Source organism: Methylobacterium cerastii (assembly GCF_022179125.1).
Lineage (GTDB): Bacteria > Pseudomonadota > Alphaproteobacteria > Rhizobiales > Beijerinckiaceae > Methylobacterium > Methylobacterium cerastii.
Genome location: NZ_BPQG01000030.1, coordinates 20,483 through 41,339, shown reverse-complemented (window position 1 = coordinate 41,339; position 20,857 = coordinate 20,483). Strand labels below are relative to the sequence as shown.

General features: G+C 67.3%; 17 protein-coding genes. 12 read left to right on the top strand and 5 right to left on the bottom strand.

The features are described 5' to 3' along the window. The first annotated feature begins 171 nt into the window (after positions 1–171). Complete coding sequence (locus MFF13_RS10515; protein WP_238272149.1) at positions 172–1,827, top strand: ABC transporter substrate-binding protein; 1,656 nt, start codon at positions 172–174, stop codon at positions 1,825–1,827. A gap of 334 nt (positions 1,828–2,161) precedes the next feature. Here MFF13_RS10515 and MFF13_RS10510 read toward each other — a convergent pair whose 3' ends face one another. Continuing rightward, complete coding sequence (locus MFF13_RS10510) at positions 2,162–3,100, bottom strand: LysR family transcriptional regulator (protein ID WP_238272148.1); 939 nt, start codon at positions 3,098–3,100, stop codon at positions 2,162–2,164. 97 nt (positions 3,101–3,197) lie between these two features. Here MFF13_RS10510 and MFF13_RS10505 point away from each other — a divergent pair, with 97 nt between their 5' ends. The 7 genes from MFF13_RS10505 to MFF13_RS10475 all read left to right on the top strand — a co-directional run bounded on the left by MFF13_RS10505 (position 3,198) and on the right by MFF13_RS10475 (position 10,185). Further along, the gene (locus tag MFF13_RS10505) at positions 3,198–3,575 is read left to right on the top strand and encodes a hypothetical protein (RefSeq protein ID WP_147762273.1); all 378 of its coding nucleotides are present in this window, start codon (positions 3,198–3,200) and stop codon (positions 3,573–3,575) included. A gap of 575 nt (positions 3,576–4,150) precedes the next feature. Beyond that, complete coding sequence (locus tag MFF13_RS10500) at positions 4,151–5,458, top strand: tyrosine-type recombinase/integrase (RefSeq protein WP_238272147.1); 1,308 nt, start codon at positions 4,151–4,153, stop codon at positions 5,456–5,458. After that, on the top strand, positions 5,455–5,883 hold the full coding sequence (locus MFF13_RS10495) for a hypothetical protein (RefSeq protein ID WP_238272146.1): 429 nt from the start codon (positions 5,455–5,457) through the stop codon (positions 5,881–5,883). The genes MFF13_RS10500 and MFF13_RS10495 overlap by 4 nt, the downstream gene beginning before the upstream one ends. Before the next feature lie 153 nt (positions 5,884–6,036). Beyond that, positions 6,037–6,255 (top strand): hypothetical protein, encoded by a 219-nt coding sequence (locus tag MFF13_RS10490; protein ID WP_238272145.1) that lies wholly within the window; start codon positions 6,037–6,039, stop codon positions 6,253–6,255. A 201-nt stretch (positions 6,256–6,456) separates the two neighbouring features. Then, positions 6,457–8,721 (top strand): AAA family ATPase, encoded by a 2,265-nt coding sequence (locus MFF13_RS10485; RefSeq protein WP_238272144.1) that lies wholly within the window; start codon positions 6,457–6,459, stop codon positions 8,719–8,721. Positions 8,722–9,169: 448 nt separating this feature from the next. After that, entirely contained in the window at positions 9,170–9,628 is a 459-nt protein-coding gene (locus MFF13_RS10480) for a hypothetical protein (protein WP_238272143.1), read from the top strand. 203 nt (positions 9,629–9,831) lie between these two features. Beyond that, positions 9,832–10,185 (top strand): hypothetical protein, encoded by a 354-nt coding sequence (locus MFF13_RS10475; RefSeq protein WP_238272142.1) that lies wholly within the window; start codon positions 9,832–9,834, stop codon positions 10,183–10,185. Between the two features lie 589 nt (positions 10,186–10,774). On the opposite strand, the gene MFF13_RS10470 is transcribed toward MFF13_RS10475, so the two are convergent. Both MFF13_RS10470 and MFF13_RS10465 read right to left on the bottom strand, forming a co-directional pair. Further along, on the bottom strand, positions 10,775–11,329 hold the full coding sequence (locus MFF13_RS10470; RefSeq protein ID WP_238272141.1) for a recombinase family protein: 555 nt from the start codon (positions 11,327–11,329) through the stop codon (positions 10,775–10,777). Between the two features lie 170 nt (positions 11,330–11,499). Next, positions 11,500–11,772, bottom strand: coding sequence for a hypothetical protein (locus tag MFF13_RS10465; protein WP_238272140.1), 273 nt, complete (start codon positions 11,770–11,772; stop codon positions 11,500–11,502). A 293-nt stretch (positions 11,773–12,065) separates the two neighbouring features. Here MFF13_RS10465 and MFF13_RS10460 point away from each other — a divergent pair, with 293 nt between their 5' ends. The 3 genes from MFF13_RS10460 to MFF13_RS10450 are packed head-to-tail and all read left to right on the top strand — an operon-like array spanning position 12,066 to position 15,060. Beyond that, the gene (locus MFF13_RS10460) at positions 12,066–12,593 is read left to right on the top strand and encodes a hypothetical protein (protein WP_238272139.1); all 528 of its coding nucleotides are present in this window, start codon (positions 12,066–12,068) and stop codon (positions 12,591–12,593) included. Continuing rightward, on the top strand, positions 12,593–14,803 hold the full coding sequence (locus tag MFF13_RS10455) for a hypothetical protein (protein WP_238272138.1): 2,211 nt from the start codon (positions 12,593–12,595) through the stop codon (positions 14,801–14,803). Before MFF13_RS10460 ends, MFF13_RS10455 begins: the two co-directional genes overlap by 1 nt. Continuing rightward, entirely contained in the window at positions 14,800–15,060 is a 261-nt protein-coding gene (locus tag MFF13_RS10450; protein WP_238272137.1) for a hypothetical protein, read from the top strand. Before MFF13_RS10455 ends, MFF13_RS10450 begins: the two co-directional genes overlap by 4 nt. Here MFF13_RS10450 and MFF13_RS10445 read toward each other — a convergent pair. Further along, complete coding sequence (locus MFF13_RS10445; RefSeq protein ID WP_238272136.1) at positions 15,043–15,822, bottom strand: Stf0 family sulfotransferase; 780 nt, start codon at positions 15,820–15,822, stop codon at positions 15,043–15,045. The genes MFF13_RS10450 and MFF13_RS10445 overlap by 18 nt on opposite strands. 13 nt (positions 15,823–15,835) lie before the next feature. Further along, on the bottom strand, positions 15,836–16,645 hold the full coding sequence (locus tag MFF13_RS10440) for a Stf0 family sulfotransferase (protein ID WP_283205818.1): 810 nt from the start codon (positions 16,643–16,645) through the stop codon (positions 15,836–15,838). Positions 16,646–16,919: 274 nt separating this feature from the next. On the opposite strand from MFF13_RS10440, the gene MFF13_RS10435 reads away from it, so the two are divergent. Then, complete coding sequence (locus MFF13_RS10435) at positions 16,920–20,834, top strand: autotransporter outer membrane beta-barrel domain-containing protein (RefSeq protein WP_238272134.1); 3,915 nt, start codon at positions 16,920–16,922, stop codon at positions 20,832–20,834. The last annotated feature ends 23 nt before the right edge of the window (positions 20,835–20,857 follow it).

Here is a 20,857-nt window from a genome sequence, read left to right as displayed (position 1 = left end):
GCGGAACCGCCGCTTGGCATATTGTGTGCCTCTCCCCGGCGCATGCCTGCGCGGCACGGTGCAAGGAGGCTCCTCCTTGCCGCGGACACGGTAGGCCGACCGCTTGGCGGGCGGCGTCGCCGGGTCCTTCGATGCGCGGGCCGTTCCCGCCCCGCGATCGAAAAGTGCCCGATGGACAAGACTTCGCTCACGCGCCGCCACCTCATGCTCGGCAGCGCCGCCCTTGGTGCGCTCGCCGCCGGCTGGCCGCTCGCGGCGGCCGGCGCCCTCGCGCAAGGCGCACCGGCGCCGGCCGCAGGTGCGCCCTCCGGCAGCCTGACCTACGGCATCTCGATGTCGGACCTGCCGCTCACCACCGGCCAGCCGGACAAGGGCGCGGGCGGCTACCAATTCACCGGGCTGACCCTCTACGATCCGCTGATCGCCTGGGAGCTCGACGTCTCGGACCGTCCGGGCAAGATGGTGCCCGGCCTCGCGACCGCATGGGAGAGCGACCCGGCCGACCGCAGGAACTGGACGTTCCGCCTGCGCGACGGGGTCAAGTTCCACGACGGCTCGGCCTTCGACGCCGACGCGGTGATCTGGAACTTCGACAAGGTGCTCAACAAGGAGGCGCCGCACTTCGATCAGCGCCAGGCCGCCCAGGTGCGCCCGCGCCTGCCCGGCGTCGCGTCCTACAAGAAGCTCGACGCGATGACCGTGCAGGTCACCACCAAGACGGCCGACAGCCTGTTCCCGTACCAGATGCTGTGGTTCCTGATCTCGTCGCCGGCGCAGTTCGAAGCGGTCGGGCGCGACTGGTCGAAATTCGCGTTCCAGCCCTCCGGCACCGGCCCCTACAAGATCGGCGTGCTGCAGCCCCGCGTCCGCCTCGAACTGGTGGCGAACGAGGCCTACTGGAACCCCAAGCGCGCGCCGAAGCTCGCCAAGCTGACGCTGGCCTGCGTGCCGGAAGACCTCGCCCGGGTGAACGCTCTGCTCTCGGGCAACGTGGACCTGATCGAGCTGCCGGCGCCCGATGCCGTGCCGCGCCTCAAGGCCGCCGGCATGCGGATCGTCGGCAACGACACGCCGCACGTGTGGAACTACCACCTGTCGATGGTCGAGGGCTCGCCCTGGCGCGACATCCGCCTGCGCAAGGCCGCCAACCTCGCCATCGACCGCGACGGCGTGGTCCAGCTGATGGGCGGCCTCGCCGCCCCGGCCGTCGGGCAGGTCCAGGCGTCGAGCCCGTGGTTCGGCAAGCCGACCTTCCAGATCAAGACCGACGTCGCGGCGGCCAAGAAGCTCGTCGAGGAGGCCGGCTTCTCGGTGAAGAACCCGATGAAGGCGACGATCCTGATTCCCACCGGCGGCACCGGGCAGATGCTGTCCTTGCCGATCAACGAGTTCATCCAGCAGAGCTGGGCCGAGATCGGCATCCAGGTGGAGTTCAAGACCGTCGAGCTGGAGGTCGCCTACACCGGCTGGCGCCAGGGCGCGGCCGACCCGAGCCAGAAGGGCATCTCGGCCGGAAACATCGCCTACGTCACCTCCGACCCGTTCTACGCGATCCTGCGCTTCTACGATTCGCGCCAGGTCGCGCCGAACGGGGTGAACTGGAGCCACTGGAAGAACGCCGAGGTCGACGCCCTCTGCGACAAGGTCAAGGCCAGCCTCGACCCGGCCGAGCAGGACAAGCTCCTGGCCCGCATCCACGAGATCGTGGTCGACGAGGCGGTGCAGGTCTGGGTCGTGCACGACACCAACCCGCACGCGCTCTCGAAGAAGGTGAAGGGCTACACCCAGGCCCAGCACTGGTTCCAGGACCTGACGACGTTGGCGTGATCGGACGGCGCGGGTCTCCCCTCTCCCCGCACGCGGGGAGAGGCCCGGCTGCACCTCGTCGTGCAGCCGGGTAGCGAAGGCGAAGCCGCAGCGGCGGTGAGGGGGAGCGGCCGGAAAAGTCTCGACCGTTCGCGCCCCCTCGCCTTCGGCTGCCGCCTTCGGCTGCCGCCTCGTGTTGCCGACGACGAGGTCGGCAAAGCCCTTTCCCCGCGTGCGGAGATGAGGGGATGCGCGGCTTTCTCTGCCGAGGTTCAATGCGAGGCCCGGCATATCCCAGGATATGCGTCGATCGACGATCGCGCGATGCGAATGCCGCTGGCCCGCCTCCACCCCCTCAAAGCCGCTCGGCCTCCGCCGCCTCCCCCGCCAGCCGCACCAGCACCTGCCGCAGCCAGCGGTGGGCCGGGTCGTCGTCGTAGGAGGTGTGCCAGAGCATCGAGACGGCGACCTCTTCGAGCGCCACCGGCGCCGGGCTCACCGTCAGGCCGAGGGCGTCGGCGAAGTAGGTCGCGAGGCGCGCGTGCATCGTCGTGATCACCGGTGCGGCGCGCACCAGGAACGGCACCACCAGGAAGCGCGGCGTCGTGAGCGCGAGGGTGCGCGCCCGGCCGATCTTGGCCAGCGCGTCGTCGACGACCCCGTGGGCGGTCTCGCGCAGGCTGGTGAGGATGTGCGGGAAGCGCAGGTAGTCGTCGAGCGAGATCGGCGGTACGAGCCCGACCTGGCCGGCGTCGAACAGGCAGACGTAGGTGTCGCGGTAGAGCAGCCGCTGCTTGTGGTGGGTCTGGCCCTCGAACCCGAAGCCGATCGCGAGGTCGACCCGGTCCGCGTCGAGCTCCTCCAGGATGTGCGTGCGATCGACCGAGCGCAGCAGCAGGCGGATGCCCGGCGCCTCCGCGCGCAGGTAACCGAGCAGCCGCGGCCCGAGCAGCACCTCGGTGCTGTCCGGCAGGCTCACGGTGAAGGTCCGCTCGGTCGTCGCCGGGTCGAACGCCGCCTCGCGCCGCACGATCGCCTGGATCTGTCGCAGGGCCGCGCGAACCGGCTCGACGAGTGCCAGCGCGCGCGGGGTCGGGCGCATCCCGTCGGGGGCGCGGGTCAGCAGCTCGTCGTCGAACAGCCGGCGCAGGCGGGCGAGGCTCGAGCTCATCGCCGACTGGCCGACGCCGATCCGGGCCGCGGCGCGCGTCACGCTTCGCTCGGCGAGCATCGCGTCGAGGGCGACGAGGAGGTTCAGGTCGACGCGGCTAAGATCGATATGATCGATAGTCATCAACGATACGATCGGTTTGATCCATGCTGCACTGCAGAACATATTCGTGACCAAGGCAAGGGCATCGGGCCCTTCGCAGCACGAAAGTCACACGACCATGTTCACCAAGACCCGCAGCCGCACCGTCGCCCTCGCCGCGATCCTCGCCCTCTCCGCCGGCCTCGGCACGGCGGCCGCCGCCGAGATCAAGCCGGCCCAGGCCGGCAGCGTCGATCTCGGCACGCTCTCGGGCGTCGCCTACTACACGGCCGAGCCGAAGGGCTACCGCGTCGTCGTCACCCTGGCGCCCCGGGCCGCCGCCCCGGCCGTCCGCTTCGAGACGGTGCTGGCCGACGACCAGAGCGTCACGCTCTCGACCCCCCGCCAGGCCGACGCGCCTGCCGAGACGATCGAGATCAGCCGCGCCGGCGACCGCATCCTGGTCCAGCCGTCCCGGACCAAGGCCGTGACGCTCGAGGCCGCGGCCGTCGATTGATCGCGCCCGGTATGCCCGGGCTCGCCGACCCTCCCGGTCTCTCGACGAGGCCGGGAGCAGGCGTTCGTCGCAAAGCCGCCCCGTCGGTCCGCATGCCCTCCAAGGCGCGGCCCAGCGCCACGCGGACATGCTCGCGAAACACCTGCCCCGCGCCGGCAGCTCGCAGCCCCTGCTCCGCACCTCGTCGGGTTCTTCCGGCGGGTTGATCTACCGCAGACTGATCGAAGGCTTCGGTGCGTTCAGACGCGAGCGCATTACAGGCGGTCGAAACCCGTTCGACGAAGCTTGGCTTCGAGGCGTGCCGATCGCGTCGAGATCGATTTACTCTGGATTGGAGGGGACAAAGCCAATCCGTAAAACCGTCATCGCTGACGCCGACTCATCGGCCGCGCATCGTGTTCGCGGTTTTCTATGGAAATGGCGCACCCGACACGATTCGAACGTGTGACCTTTGCCTTCGGAGGGCAACTAATGGTCTAAAGAGACAACCAGACACGAAGCAATGCGCTGTGTTTGCCTATCTTTTCTGACCTATCTAACCTACCCACTGTGTGAGCCGCAGTGTGGGACGTGTGATGCCGAAGCCCCTGCCGATCGATACCGCTGCGAAGCGAGGCAAGCTGCCGGCGCGGAAGAACCCTTATTGGCAAGGTGTGTCCGGCGGCCGAGGCGGCGTTTCGCTGGGCTACCGGAAGCCGGCGCGAGGCGCGGGCTCCTGGGTCGCCAAGCTCGTCATCGACGGCAAGCGTGTCGAGGAGAGGCTCGCGCCGGCGGACGATGCGAAAGCCGACACCGACGCGATCTCGTATCCGGCGGCGGTCACGGCATCGCTTGCGTGGGCGCGCGAGCACTTCGCGCGGCTCGAGGCAGCCGTTGACGCGGAAGTAGCGTCTCGAGCTCCAACGGTGCGCTCCGCCGTCGTGAACTACGGGATGAGCCGACGGGCGCGGTCCGAGCGTGCAGGGCGCAACGCCGAGGGTCGCCTCGCGAAATACGTGCTGACGGACGATGCCTTCGCCGCGCTGCACCTGACGAGGCTCACGGCCGGGGCGATCCTGGCGTGGCGCCGCAGGTTGCCGGCTCGCCTGGCGACATCGTCCGTGAACCGCCTGCTAAACGATCTGCGGGCCGCCCTGAACAGCGAAGCGGATCAGCACCGCCGCGGTCTACCGGCCGGGCTCGTCGGCGAGATCAAAAGCGGCACCAAAGCGACCGCTGCGGCGCCGAACGCCCGAAAGCAGATCCTGACCGACGTCGAGGTCCGACGGATCGTTGAAGCGGCTGCCGTGGTGGACCCTTCCGGCGATTTCGGCCACCTCGTCATGGTCTCCGCCGCCACGGGTGCACGTTTTTCGCAGATCGCTCGGCTGACAGTCGGCGACGTCCAGGTCGACCGCATGCGGATCATGGTGCCGACGTCTCGCAAGGGGCGGTCCGTCAAGGCGACCGAGCACATCGCGGTGCCGATCGGGGCGGACGTGTTAGCCAACCTGCAGCCCATTCTGGCCGGGCGTAATGCTCGCGAGCCGCTGCTGCTGCGGTGGTCGCATCGGCGGAGCGATCAGCCTGGCCGGTGGGAACGGCACGAGCGGCGAGCGTGGGGAGAAGCCTATGAGGTGGAAAAGCCGTGGGCTGCGACAGTTGCCCGGGCGGCCGTCCCGGCCGACACGGTGATGCTTTCGCTGCGACATAGTTCAATCGTCAGAGGGCTTCGAGCCGGCCTGCCTGTGCGCCTTGTCGGCGCCCTCCACGACACCAGCGTCCAGATGATCGAGCAGCACTACGCGGCATACATCGTCGATGCGACCGAAGAGATTGCTCGGCGTGCCGTGATGACACTTGCGCCGGTCGAGCCGACACTGCTGCAGCCGGTCGCAGCATGACACACGATGTCGAAGGCGCGCTCCGTACCTGGGCCCTGCTTGAGGGCGTCGATCCGGATCGAGCCGTGGCAGACCTGCGCCATGGCGGTCCGCTCGCACACCTAGTTCGAAGCCTTTTATCAGGTTCCGCTAGACCGAAGCGCGGCAGAAAGAGAAACGTTGAAGAAAATTGGCGGCGGTTCGTATTAGTCGTAATGGCGAAGCGTCGTCTCGCTTGTGAAAATTCCGGCGACGAGGAGGATGAATTCCATCTGGCCGCATATTTTGATCAGCGAAAAGATTGGGAAGGTGATCGAAACATCACGCGTCCAGAGATGTATGCCAAAACATACCGTCGGATGGTAAAGCTCGGCTGGTGCGACGACGACGTTCCTCAAGGTCTCAAAGCTCAGTTTTCAACTCCGCCGGCCCTATCGGACGAATAGCCCCCGCATTCTGTCTCATGCGCTGTCCTGTTTGCCGTGGTTCTCTCTGGCGGACGAAACGGACAAAGCGGACGGATCCAAATGCCCCAAAGTTCACGGAGTGCCGGTACCCCAAAGGAGACGATCCCCTGGGACCAGCGTCCTCATCTTCGGATGACGGTCACGACGGATGTGACGGGCCTATCGCCGACGACGATATACCGCCTTGCCGCCGAGGGGCGGCTGACGCTGAAGCGGATCGCCGGCCGCGTCGTGGTAGAGACACCCGGCGTCATCGACCTTGTGAGAAACGCCGAGCCTTGGAAGCCGGGCACTCGCGGTGCCGCTGCCCGCGCGAAGCGGGCTGAAGTCGCCCGCTTGTCGCTCCGCTGAACGCAGCCGCCATCAAGTGGCCGTTGCCGTAACACCGACCGACGAACCGTCCCCCACCCCTGCTGAATTTGAAATTTCAAAACAACGGCCGGTCACCTCTCACAAAGGTGCCGGCCGGGGGAGTCTTCGTATGTCTGACCGAAACTTAAGCCGCTCGCGGCTGCTCTGCAACATGGCTGCCCTCTGGATCGGGAGGGGGCTATGAACGCTCCCACCCCCTCACCCTTTGCGAAGCTGTTCGGCGGTGGGTACCGGCTGCTCGTGCCGATCGTCCCGCACGGCGCGCCGTTGTCGAACCGCACCCACCTGAAGCCGAAGTCGCGCGGCAAGGCCCCGGGCATCCGGAACCACGAGGGCAAATGGACTTCGATCCGGGATTGGCAGAACACGACGCCGACCGAAGCGGACCTGAGCGCATGGACCGCGATGGGCGCCGGCGTCGGCATCCGGACGGGGCCGCAGCCAGACGGGACGTGGCTGGAGGCGATCGACGCGGACACGCTGGACGCGGCATGCGCCGGCATCATCGAAGCTCAGGTCGAAGGCTTCTTCGGCTTCACGCCGACCCGCGTCGGCAACGCGCCGAAGGCGCTCTACCTGATCCGGGTCGAAGCGCCGGCGGGCGACCAGCCGATCCCGTACATGTCGCTCGCTTTCGACGGCGGTGTGGTCGAGGTGCTCGGCCGCGCGAAGCAGTTCGTCGCCGGCGATTCTATCCATCCGACCACGCTGCAACCGTACAAGTGGACGCGGCCGCTGTGCAGGTTCGAGGATCTGCCGGTCCGCACGCTCGACGAGCTGCACGCGTTTCTATCGGCCTGTCGTGCCGCGCTGCCCGCGGCGGGTGACGTCTACACCGAAGGCCGCGGCAACCGCTCAGTCGCGCAAGAGGCGCTCGCCGGCGACTTGGCCGAGCTCGAGCGCGCGATCCCGCTGATCCCGAACGTGTACGAGCCGCCGGGCCGGGAAAAGTTCATTCGCATGGCGGCGGCGTTCCGGGGCGCGTTCCAGAACCACTACGAGCGCGGGTTGGAGCTGTTCGAGGAGTGGGCCGACAAGGCCGATCTCAGCGTCCGGCCGGACGACAGCGTCCACGAGGATCCGGGCCAGGTCTATCGGTCGGTGAAGGCGCCGTACGCGTGCGGTGCCGGCCTGCTGTACGAGCTCGCCGAGGCCGCGGACCCGTCGGGCGAGTTCCGCCGGGCCGACGCGCTCGCCGCGCCGTACTTCGATGCGGAGGCCGCGGCGATGCAGCCGGACGAGGTCGACACTGCCGAAGCCGCAACCATCGTCGGCGCCGACAAGATCCCGCCGCTTGTCTCCGGCAGAATCGACCTTGGCGACCTGATCGGTCTGCCGCCGCGGCAATGGCTGTACGGTACGAAGATCAGCCGGCGTTACGTCACGTTCTTAGCGTCACCGGGCGGCGTCGGGAAAACGGCCTACGTCTTCGCTATGGCCTTGGCCGCTGCGTCCTCGCAAGCGCTCCTGCACGATACAGCGCGCAAGCCGCTGCGTGTGTGGATCTACAATCTCGAGGACGACATCGTAGAGCTGCGCCGTCGCCTGGCCGCGGCGATGCGCCATTACGGGCTCGACCCGGCCGTGTTGGACAACATCCGTCTGAACTCAGGCCGCGATCGTCGTTTCCGCATCGTCCAGGCAAAGGACGGGCAGTTCGTGGTCCTGCCGGACTTCCGAGGTGTGATCGAGGAGATGCGCCGTGAGCAGGTCGACATCCTGATCGTGGACCCATACCTGCGCTCGCACGGCGTGTCGGAGAATGAGAACGAGGCGCAGGACGAGGTGATGCGGCTGTACGCCGACATCGCCGAGGCGACGAACGCCGGGATTGTGCTGGTCCACCATACCAAGAAGGGCGCCGTCGCGGGGGAGATGGATTCGCTGCGAGGCGGCTCGACGCAAGGCGGCGGCGCGCGGGCCGCGTTCACGCTATCGCCCATGGCGAGCGAGGACGCGGCGAAGCTCGGCATTCCCGACGAGGAGCGCCGGTTGTACGTGCGCATGGACGACGCCAAGAACAACATGGCACCGCCGGCGCAGCGCGCGGAGTGGCTGAAGCTCGCCAGCGTGCACCTCGGCAATGGGACGGTTGAGTACCCGCATGGCGACAACGTGCAGGTGGCGACCGCCTGGACGCCGCCGAGCGCGTGGGAAGGCGCGGAAGAGGGCTCCGAGCATAAGGTGTTGTCGGCGATCGAGGCCGGTCCGTCGACCGGTGAGCGGTACTCCGCGCGCCCGCAGGACAGGGATCGGTGGGTGGGTGATGCGCTCGTGTCTCTACTCGGCTGCACAGTCGGCCAGGCCAAAGCAACGATTGAGGCGTGGTTGAAGCAAGGCGTGATCGAGGTGGCCGACTACCGGTCGGTCGATCAGCGCAAAACGCGCAAGGGTGTGTATGTTAGAATGCTGCCAGAAGTGAGCGAGCAAGACATCTTTGGGTGACATACAAACGGCGGTGCGCCAGTGGCGTGCGCCAGTGGATTTTCAGTGGCGCAAGTGGCGCAAAGGAAATGCGCCACTGGGCTCCGGCCGCTATAGGAAGAATCCACTGGCGCACGCACCCGAAACACCTTGCGCCGCTGCCGCGCCACTGCGGTTTGCGACGTACCGCGCATCGGGTGTCTTTCGCGCCGGTTCAGCCTTTCCCTTGCGGGGGCCTCACCACGTGGATCCTTTCTATACGGCCGCCGCTGCCGGTCCGCTCGTCATGCTGTAGATTCGGACTTCGACTCCCCCCGCCGACCATGAGCTTGAAGACCTTGCCAAGGTCACTTTGCGGGAAAATGTGAATTCGATTAACATTGCTCCGGATCAGCCACTTAGAGAGGTGCCGGTTATGCCAGCCAAGGACGGTGATTGGACGCGCCAGGAGCGGATCTTCGCGAAGGAGATGGCGCACACCGGAAACGCGGTGCACGCGGCGAAGGTGGCGGGATATGCGCATCCGGCCGTGGCGGCCTCGAAACTCCAGCGACGCGAGCCGATCATGCAGACGGTCCGCCAGCAGGTTGCCGCTCGCGTCGAGAGCACGCTCGTGCCGCTGGCCGTCGCGACCTTCGAAGAGGTGCTGAAGCCCGAGAACGGGGAGAAGTACCCGGCTCGCGTCCGTGTCGACGCCGCGGACAAGGTGTTGAAGCACTACCGGTCGACCATGGGCGACGCGGAGCCGGAGAAGGAGCTGCACGAGATGACCGCGGCCGAGCTCCGGCAGAGATATGATCGCGAGAAGCTGAAGCTCGCCGCGTACGATGCGCTCGTCGCCGACGCCGAGAACACGATCGAGCACGAGGCCGACGAGGCACTCTCCCCCGCAGAGGAGGGAGGGTCGGGCGACGACATCTTCGGTTAGGCGAGCGGCGCGGATCATGGCCACCCTTGAAGCGTTTCGTATATCTCCTAAATCTTAGCTATATATCCAAGCAAACACAAAGTTGTCCGTTTTGTCCGTTTTGTCATCTATAGTATTAGATGTAATTTATGCATTGACCGAAGGGCAAATCGAAATTATGTATCTGCATGTCAGGCCGGCAAATGGACCGACGGGAGCCTCAGATGCAGATTGTTACCAATCGGGAAGCTAACTTTAACCAGCCCTACATCCGCTATGCTCAGAAGGTGGAGGCGCCGATCTACACCATCGAGTGGGAGGAGCATCTCGATAAGAATGATCCGTGCCGGGACACGCTGACCATGAACGTGGTCTTCCCGAGGCTCACGGCTCTCGCATTCGTCCGGGAGATTCTGTCTCCCGAGATGCTGGCTCTGAAGTCCGACCCCCACTTCGACTATGACGAGGACGGCGCGGAGTCCGGGTGGGCGCATACGGAAGTGCTGGGGCCGTCGGCATACATCTACGCTATGGCCGCCATAGCGGAGCGCATGGGTGCAGTCCGGCAATACGACTGACGCTGCGCCAGCCGTCGCCCATAAGGGATCCCTAGGCGCGCTCCGGCGCGCCTTTCGCATTCTATGCGCTGAATCGAAGAGAATGCTCGGCGAAGCTTGCCTAGCGCTGCACCATCAGGCAGGCCACTTTCGCGAAAAGTCGAATTCAATTGCAATGCGCCTCCGGCCAGCTTCCAGTCCGCATGCGGACATGAGGCGATACAGAGGGTGGGCTACTAACCTGTTCCGAGCATAGAACATCCGTGCTTAGCTTCCTGCTTATCGTCGCTGGCATTGCGTTCGGCCCAGCTCTCTCCCTAGGAACCATTCGTATCGCTCTGGGTCCGAGGGCTGCTCGCGCCACTTGGAGGGCAGCCCTCCGATGGCTTTACCTCGCGGTGCTTGCCATCGGTGGCGTCGGGTTGATCTGGTGGGCCTGGGTCGATGGCGTTGCAGAGACTGATACTGGCATTCAATTCGGCATGGCCCTCATGTTGATGGCCTTGGTCCTGTTCTCGTGCGCGGTCTCGTGGACGGTTGCGGGCACCCGGTGGGTCCGCATGGATGGTGCCACAATCCTCCCGTAGGCCGACCACCCAAGGCTGGATCCTCAGGTCGCTTTCGCGTTCAGCGCCCGATGTACCGACCCCTTGCCGATCCCGAGCTTGGAGGCGATGGCACCCATGCTCAGACCCTCCGCAGACAGCGCCTCTATCTCCGCCGTCTTGGCCCGTGCGGTCGGCTTGCGGCCCTTGTAGGCGCCTTCGCCCTTGGCCTTGGCGATGCCCTCTTGTTGGCGCTCCAGCATCATTTCCCGCTCGAACTGTGCCACGCCTCCAAGGACGTTGAGCATCAGCTTGCCGGTGGGAGTCGTGGTATCCACCCCAAGGTTCACGATGCGGAGCGCCACGCCCTTGGCCTCAAGCCCGGCAATGATGTTGCCCAGGTGGGTGACCGAGCGGGCCAACCGATCCAGCTTCGTAACCACCAACGTGTCACCCGAGCGAGCGAACCCAAGGGCGGCATCAAGCACCTTGCGCGGTGCGACAGAGGAGACTTGCTCCTGAAAGAGTTTTTCGCAACCGAGGGCGGTGAGGTCTCTGACCTGAGCCTCTAGGCCAGCTTCCTGCTCCAGCGTCGAGGTGCGAGCGTATCCGATCAGCATGGCAGTTTCCGAGGCGACGCGTTCCAATGAGTTCTTAGACATCGAACCTTGGACCGTTTCGAAATGCAATACCAATCTTTTGGAACTGCTGCGGCTGCCTTTTGGAACGTTCCACAAGGGCAAGCTCTATTGGAACGCTGATCGCTAGGGTCGGGTGACGATCGAGCCGACTACGTCCGACGCGGCCGCAGCTGCACCACGTTGCCGCTGAACTCCCGCGCCGGCGCCACGGCCGGCGCGGCGGGTCGGCGCTCCCCTACGGCCACGGCCTGCGCCGGGTGGAGTTCCTCGGCAAGGATGCGGGCGCTGCCCTGCGCTTCGGCCAGTACACCTTCCAGGATGGGGCTGACCGGGCGGCCGCGGCGGACGGCCTCGATCTCTTCAGCGATGACGTCGAGGGAGGCGACGAGCAACGTCGCGCGCATGTCGAGCGGGAGGTGCATGTGCTGTGATCCGTCGGGGGTGATGCGGGGCAGTGTGCGCCTGAGGAGCGCCCGGGCCAAGCGGCAACCGTCGGGTCGACCCCGCCGCGGTGGCGGTGCGGGCCAGGGGGTGGGTAGTCCAAACGACACCGCGAAACACGCCGGGGACGCCCGTAGGAAAATCTGGCCCTGAAACACTATTCAGACATACAAACGCAAATCGAATTAATTTTCTCCAAATCGTATGTATTTGTTTACCGCTCTCATGGCGGGTGCTACCGTGATGCTTGTTTTCTAGAGCAGGCGGTCCCGCCATGGCCAAACTAAAACTCGTCTTCAGCGGTGGCAGCGACGAAGAACCTCCCGCCTTCGTCGAAAATCACTCGAGCACCGTGGGCATCCTTCAGTCGCTCGATCAGGCGTGCCGCAACGAGTACCCGGCTTGGTGCTTGAGCAACGCACTGGAGGGCATCGCCAACAGGAAGCGGGGCAAAAGTGGTGCGCCGCTTCGGCTCGAACAGGATGACCGGGACCAGATCCTGCGCGCTCTCACACGTACGAAGGCGCTGATGCCGGAGTTCATCCCGGAGTACCCGCCTGATCGTCTCGCCCTCGGTATCGACGCTGCCATGACGCAGGTCGTCCTATGGGCGGAGACCCCGGACAAGCGGGCCCTCCGGCATCCTCACACAGCAGCCGACGCCGACGATCTGGCGCGGGTCCTCCGCAACGACATGCACAATCGGGATCTCCTCGACCGTGTGCGCGACCGCCGCGGCGAGCGTAGCGGGGAGGCGCTCGGCGAGATGCTATCCCCGCACGTCGAATGGGGGGGCATCTGATGGCCGAGCCGAACCCGTTCGACATCTTTGACCCGCTGCCGATCTCGCCGCTGGCCAAGGTCGCGCCAGCGGCCCTGTCCATGGTCCCCAACGGGTTCCAGGCGATGGAACAGCCAGCGACCAAGAAGCCGAATTTCTTCGACCAGTTCGACGAGCCCGCGCCGGCAACGCAGCCGCCGCCGGGTGTCTCCCCGGACAACCCATTCCTACGCTTCCACCAGCAACCCGCCGCAGCCGCGCCGGTGGCGGCCAAGGAGCCGAACGTCTTCGACCAGTTCGACGAGCCGGCACCGGGCACTCCGGCCGCCAAGACGCAGCTCGACGCGGCCGGTGACGTCGGCGGCGGCATCGTGCACGGCATGGTCAACGCCGCGACCGGCTTCTTCGGCGGGGTGGGAGCGCTCCAGCAGGCGGAGCGCGGCGCTGCAGGCAACGCGCTGGAGAGCCACGGCTACCCCAGCGCCGCGGCGATGGTCCGTAGCGTCCCGACCCTGCCGAGCGGCGCCGATCTGAACGGCATGATCGAGCGCGTGATGGGCCCGCTGTATCGCAAGCCCGAGACGACGGCCGGGCAGTACGCCAGCACCATCGCCGAGTTCGCACCTGGTGCCGCCATCGGGCCGGGCGGGCTCATCCGCAAGATCATGGAGGCCGCGGTCCCGGGCGTCGCGTCCGAGACGGCAGGCCGGGTTGCGCCGGCGGGATACGAGGGCGCGGCTCGGCTGGCCGGCGGTCTCGCGGGCAATCTCGGCACTGCCGCCGCGGCAGCGCGCGCAACGGGTGCCGACCGCGCCATCGTGGCGGCCACGCGCGGCATGGAACCCGGCACGCTCCGTACCGGCCAACCCGTGCTCGATACGGGACGGGGAATCGGCGTGCCGCTTTCTGGGCCGGAAGGCATCCAGTTCGCGACGAACAACGGCACCAAGCTCGGCGAGCTCCAGCGCGTCGTGGAGGGCTCCACCGGCGGCGGTCCGACGATGGCCGCCTTCTACGCCAACCGGCCGGACCAGATGCGCGCCGCGGCGACGAACGCCTTCGACACGATCGCGCCGCAGAGCATAGCCCCGTCGACCCTCGGGCCCCGCACCGCGGCGGCGGCCGATACCGCCATCAACGACGTGCGCCAGGGCATCAACGCGCAGACGCGGCCGGACTATGCCCGGGCCGAGGCCCATCTCGTCGACCCGGCCGACTTCGCGCCGATGCGGACACCGGCCTTCGACGCATCCCTCGGCCGGCTGCGCGGCGATCCCGTCCTCGGCCCCGAGATCGCGCACCTTCCCGACAACAGCGGCCGGGTGATCGATCTCGTGACCAAGGACATGGGCGCGCGTTCGCAGGCCCTCTCCGCAACGGGAGAGGGGTTCAACCCGCTGCTCGCCGAGCGCTACGCGTCCGGCTCCGCCGATGCGCGCGACATCCTCCGCGATCCGGCGCGCGGCGGCGTCCAGGCCTACGACGACGCGCTCACCGCGCAGGCGCAAGCCCGGGCGCAGAACTTAGATCCTCTGACCCAAGGCCCGCTCGGTCAGATCGCTGGCCGGGGCGGCGGCCGCGGGACGCTGTCCGGGACGCAGGCGGTCGGCGACGCGATCCTGCCGGCAGCTGCCGAACGCGGCCAGGCCGGAGAGTTAGCCGACGCCACGCGCCGCATCGGCGCGCTCGACCCGGAAGCGATCGCTCAGCTGGTCCGGCAGCGCATGGGCGACCAGTACGACGCCAGCGCGACGGCGCTCATCGGCGGCGGGAATCACAGTGGGGGCGCCAAGTTCGCCAAGGACATGGCGGGCACGCCGCAGAAGCAGGCGAACATCGATGCGGTGCTCGGTGCGCTTCCGAACAGTCCGCAAGCGCCACAGGCCGTGAACACGTTGCTCGACACGCTGCGCGCTACAGGCCGGCGCCTGCCGCCGGGCTCGAACACCGCGGCCGACCGCGCCATGCAGGACACCCTGTCGGAGCAGAACACCCTGGGAGGGGCCGTCACGGCGGTGCGGACGCAGGGTCGATCCCTGTTCGCCAACGTTGGCGGCAAGGCACGGCAGGCGGCTCTTGGCCGGCAGACCGGCCGCCTCGCGGACCTCTTCACCGCGCCGGACAGCGCCGACCGCATCGCCGACATCGTGCAGCGCGGCGTCGAGCCGGTGTTCGCGAACGCGCTGCTAAGGCAAAGCCTTCAGACTCCGGGAGCTATGGGCCAGCGATGAGGTACACGCTCCATCAGCTCGCCGCCGGCAGCTACGATCTCGCCCTCGACGGGGTGATCGTCGGCGGTGTCGTTCGCGAGACCACCGCAGGAGGTGCTCTTACCGGATGGTGCGCGGAGCTGCTGGAGGATCTTCCGGTTGCGACACGCCCCCGGCCCTTCGATTGCGTCGAGCACCGATTCCCGACCCTGGAGGCGGCGACGGCGTGGCTCGGCGGTGCGCGGATCGTCAGCGCTCCATCACTTCATCTCAACTAGGAGGGTTGCCGGATCAATATAGTTTCGGTCACCATACTCAGAATGGAAGCGTTCCCGCCACGCGTCTGTGATTGCATCGCGCTGCACGGCAAGGCGTACGACGCCGGCCTCGATCCGAGGGCGGTCGGCGAGGCCGAGGACGGCGGCGATGGCGTCCGCTGCTGATTGTGGATCGCCTGCGACTGACTCGTAGACCAGCTCGATCGGTCGGATGCCGGTGCGGGCGAAGAACATGTCCCAGCGCGCGTTGCGTTGGCAAACCTGCCCAACATAGTGCTGAATCGCCGCGCCGTCGTAATGCGGTGCGCTGGCCGCGGTCTCGGTGGAGCGAAACTGCCGGGTCTGGATCGATCGGACCCAAGACATCGCTTGGCCGAGCACGTCCAAGCGGCGCAGGCGCACGAAGTGGAGATTCGGCAAACCCTCGGTCAGCTTCAGATGCGGAGCAACCGTATCGAACAGTCCCGGAAACAGCTTCAAGCCGTAAATGCCGTTCCCGGTAGCACCCATCGTCAGGATGCGTTCGATCTGTGCGTGTGGATCGTCGGGATAGGCTGGATCGTCGTGGATGCGGCGCGCCGCGCCGTTGAAATACTCGCGCGGCCGGCCGAGGGCGCCGGTGCTGCTCAAAATTTCGCAGATGTAATTGCTGCCCGAGCGCGGAGCGCCGCACAGCGCATAGCCGCGCAACGGCCCAGGCGCCGGATCGTCCGCCGGGCGGGGCGCGGCAGAAGAACGGAAGCGGTCGAAGAGGCGACTCATTTGTGCGGCTCTCTCAAGGATCAAGGAACGGGTCGACATGGCTCGGGTCCCCGCGCTCGGCGATGAACCGTGCGCGCCAGTCCGCACTAAGCGCGTCGCGCTGAATCCGGAAAACGGAGGGTTGCCGGCCGAGAGCGGGCGCACGCGCGAGCCCTACCGTGCGGGCCACGGCGCCGATGGCGGCGCCGGGATCGACTAGAAGATCCTCGTAGGCGATCTCGACCGCGGGGAGCCCGGTGCGGGCGAAGAACATGTCCCATCGGGCGCCCCTCTGGCAGATCTGACGGATCCGGAGGGCGATCGCGTCGGCGTCGTAGGCGGGTTCGCCCGTGGCCGCGTCGGAGGCGCGGAAGCGCCCGGTCTGCGAAGCACGGACCCAGGACAACGCCTGCCCGAGGACGTCGCGGCGGCGGAACCGCACGAAGGCGAGGTTCGGCAGTGCCTCCGTCCACCGGAGATGCGGCGCCACCACGTCGTGGAGGCCGGGGAAGACCTTGAGAGCGTAGACGCCGTTGGCGGTGGCACCCATGGTTAGGATGCGAGCGACCTGCGCCACGGGGTCGTCAGGGTAGGTCGGGTCGTCGTAGCGACGGCGGGCATCGCCGTTGAAGTACTCGCGCGGATGCCCGAGTGCACCAGTGCTGCTCAGCACGTCACAGAAATGGTTGCTGCCTGAGCGCGGCAGTGTGCAGACGGCATAGCCGCGTGTCACCGGCACCGGTGCGCGTGACGCCTGCCAGAAGCGGCTTAGGAGTCGGCCGATTCCAGTTGGGGGCGCCGGGGCGGCGCGTTCGCCTGTACCAGCCTGAGGCGCGTGCTTCATCATCCCGCTCAAGATTGCCATTTCCTCCCGCCAAATCTACCTAAAGACCATCTTAATAATAGGATAATCGGAAAGTCATTTTAGAAGAGTAACATATATGCATCATAAATCGAGAACGCATGTTATGCCCGATCGAGTCCTGTGATTGCGATTGACCTCTTCGGACTTCCCCGTATGTAACTGGAAAACCGGTCCAGGCCGCGATATTCGTCCGTTCGATCAAGCACCAGACAAATATAGAAAGGGGGAGACGATGACGTCCAAGGATACATCCTTGCGCCGGAGCCTACTGCTGACCGTTCCGGTCTGGGCTGTCCTCGTCGCCGATGCGTACGCAGCTTGTCAGCCAGCCGTCCCCGCCAACGGCCAGACGGTGACCTGCACCGGCAGCCAACCGAACGGCTTCATCGCGCCGGCCGGCGTGACGGGGCTGACCGTGAACATCGCCACCGGGACCGCCGTCGGCGCGCAGCAGACCAGCGCGGGCACCAACCCGAGCTTCACCAACGTCCGCGTGAACGGTACCAGCACGGTCAACAACGCCGGGGCGATCGGCAACGCGGCGCCGCTCAACCGCGACAACTTCGGCGTCAACCTCGCCGGCGACCTGTCGACGCTCAACAACTCAGGCACGATCACGATGACGGCGCCGGCCGGCAACACCACGACCCGCGTCTACGGAGCCTATTCGAGCGCGCCGAACGGGTCGCAATACGCCAGCACGACGGTGAACAACGCCGGCACCATCGCGGTGACCCAGAACGGCAACGGCATCGCCCGGGGCATCTATTCGGGCGAGAACACCACGCTGTTCACGATCAACAACAGCGGACTGATCCAGGCGACCCGCGGGACCACCGCGACGGCGACGACCGCCGTGGTCGCGGGCGTCGATTCCGACGACGACACCGACCGCCTCGTGGTCAACAACGCGGCGGCCGGCCGCATCACCGCGACCGGCACCAACACCCGCGCCCTGTCCGGCCGCGCCGCGCAGTACGAGATCAACAACAGCGGCACGATCACCAACGCCACCGCCGGGGAGGCGGCGATCGCCACCTTCGCTCTCAACGCCGGCAACGCCGGCGACGCCACCACGGTGCGCGCCTACAACACGGTGATCACCAACGCCGCCACGGGCATAATCAACGGCGACGTGCGCAACTTCGACCAAGACCTGCAGACGGCCGCCACGGTAGTCAACCTGCGCCGCACCGGCACGGTGACCAACGCCGGCACGATCAACGGCAACCTCGCCTTCGGCACCGGCAACCAGACGGTCAACAACACCGGCCGGATCAGCGGCACCATCAGCTTCCTCGACGTGGCGACCGCGGGGGCGGTGGCCGGGACCGTCAACACGGTGAACCTCGGCACTGGATCGAGCATCGGCGGCAACATTGCTGCGCGGGGGCTCGGCACCAACAACCTCAACCTCGCCGGGACCGGCACCCTGACCGGCACGGTGGCCGGCTTCACCAACCTCACCCAGACCGCCGGCGCCTGGACCCTCGGCAGCGGCTCCATCCAGACGCTCTCGGGCAACCTCACGGTGGCGGGCGGAACCCTGACCCTCGCCGCAGGCTCGACCCAGACCGTCGGTGGCGTGATCCAGGTGACGGGCTCGGGCGCCCAGCTCACCGTCAACAACACGCTGACCAACAAGACGGTGAACCTGTCGGGCTCGAACACCACGGTGGTCAACAACGGCACCCTCGTCGGCACCGGCGCAGCGGGCCGCGCCAACACCGCCGCCAACCGTGTCTACGGCGTGCTCGCCAACTCGACGGGAGCCGACTTCGCCAACGTCTCGGTGGTCAACAACGGCACCATCGCGGTAACCGAGAACGGCGTCGGCATCTCGCGTGGCGTCTATGCCGGCGAGAACATCGCCTCCATGTCGATCACCAATGCCGGCACGATCTCGGCGACCCGCAATGGCGCCGGCCCGGCGGCGGTCGCGGCCATCGATTCCGACGACGACGTGGCGGCGCTCACGATCAACAACCGGGCCGGCGCCACGATCAGCGGCACCGGGACGGGGGTCCGCGCCATCCAGGGTCGGGCGCAGAGCTACACCATCAACAACGCCGGCACGATCACCGGCCCAACCGGCGGGCAGGCCATCGTCGTCTACGGCGCCGGCAACGCCTTCCTTAACAACGCGGCCGCCGGCACGATCAACGGCGACGTGCGCTTCACCGACGCCGACCCGCAGAACGCGACCACCGCCAACCGCCGTAACAGCACCACCGTCAACGCCGGCACGATCAACGGCAGCATCCTCTACGGGAGGGGCAACCAGACGCTGACCAACACCGGCCGCATCAGCGGGGCGATCACCTTCAACGACGTGGCCGCGAGCCGCAACGCGGTGACGCTGGGCACCGGCTCGACGGTCGGCGGCGCGATCAACGCCAACGGGCTCGGCGTCAACGCCCTGACGCTGACAGGCACGGGGACGCTGGCCAGCAACGTCGTCGGCTTCACGACCCTCCGCGAGGCCGATGGCGCCTGGACGCTGGCCAACGGCACCTCGCAGAGCTTTTCCGGTGGCGCGACGGTCGCCGGCGGATCGCTCGACGTGAACTCGGTGCTAGCCGCCAACACGCTCGTCGGCTCCGCCGGCACGCTCAGTGGTACCGGCCGGATCGCCGGCACCCTGACGAATGCCGGCCTCGTTGCCCCGGGCAACGCGGCCACCCCCTACGGCGCGCTCTCGGTGACCAACTACGTGCAACAGGCCGGTGGAACGCTCCAGAGCGCGATCACCGCGGACGGCCAAGCCGCTCGCCTCGTCGCCTCGGGCACCGCTACGCTCAACGGCACCGCGAGCCTGATCGCGGCACCCGGCACTTACTTGCCCAATACCCGCTACACCGTGCTCACTGCCGCGGGCGGCATCAGTGGCACCTTCGCGGCCGTGACCGACAGCGGCAGCCTGCCCTTCCTGATCCGCCCAACGGCGTCGACGGACGGTAACAACGCCTACATCACCCTGGCGCAGCAGAGCTTCGGCCTCGTGGCGCAGACGAGCAATCAAGCGAACGCCGCCCGCGGCCTCGACGCGGCGCTCGCCAACAACCCGGCCGCGCTCCTCGTGATCGACAACCAGAGCAACGCCGGCATCGCCTCGACCCTCGACCGGGTCGCCGGCCAGGCCTACGCGTCGCTCGCCGACCCGCAGCTCCGCTCGGGCCGCGCCTTCGGCAGCCAGCTGCTGTCGCGGGCCTACGCCGCCAGCTCGGAGGCCGGGCCACAGAGCTTCACCCTGCCGCCCACCGTCTATTCCGCCGACCTGCCCAGCCGCGGCCCGGTTTCGGAGCCGCGGGTGATCGAGACCAACCGCGGCTACGGCCTCTGGGCCACCGGCTACGGCCAGTTCGGCAGCGTCGACTCCACCGCCAACGCCGCCGGCCGCAGCGAGACGGTCGCCGGCCTCGCCACCGGCATCGACTTCCACCCGCAGGTCGGCACCGTGCTCGGCATCGCCGCCGGCTATGGCTCGGTCGACGTCTCGCTCAACCGCACCGGCGAGCGCGCCCACACCGACAACGCGCAGGTCGGCGTCTACGGCGGGTTCTCGAACGGTGCGGTCTACGGCAACCTCGCCCTGGGTTACGCCCGCACCGAGGGCCGCGTGAACCGGTCGATCGGCGTGCCGCAGCTCCAGCCGGGCGGCGCCCAGGGCAACGTGAGCGGCGACCAGTTCATCTCGGCCGGCGAGCTCGGCTACCGCGTCGCCTTCGCCCCGACGGCGGTGTTCTCGCCCTTCATCGGTTTCCAGGTGAACACCTTCGATCAGGACCGCGTACAGGAGACCGGAAACGGCACGTTCAACCTCAACATCGCGGCCCGCGACTTCCTCTCGGCCCGCACCCTCGTCGGCGGCCGGCTGGAGACCGCCACCGCGGTGTTCGGCGGACGGCCGGTCTCCCTGTGGATCAAGGCGGCCTACGTCCACGACTTCGCCGACGTGAGCCGGACGATCAGCAGCGCCTTCGCGCTCGCGCCGACCGTGCCGTTCCTGGTCAACGGCCGGCGCCTCGACCGCGACCGGGCGCTGGTCGGGCTGGGGCTCAGCACCGAGCTGGCCCCGGGGCTCGCCGGCTTCGTCGCCTACGACGCCGAACTCGCCTCTACGGACACCATCCAGGCCGTGCGCGGCGGCCTCCGGTACAACTTCTGACGCCGTACCGGACCGGAACGATG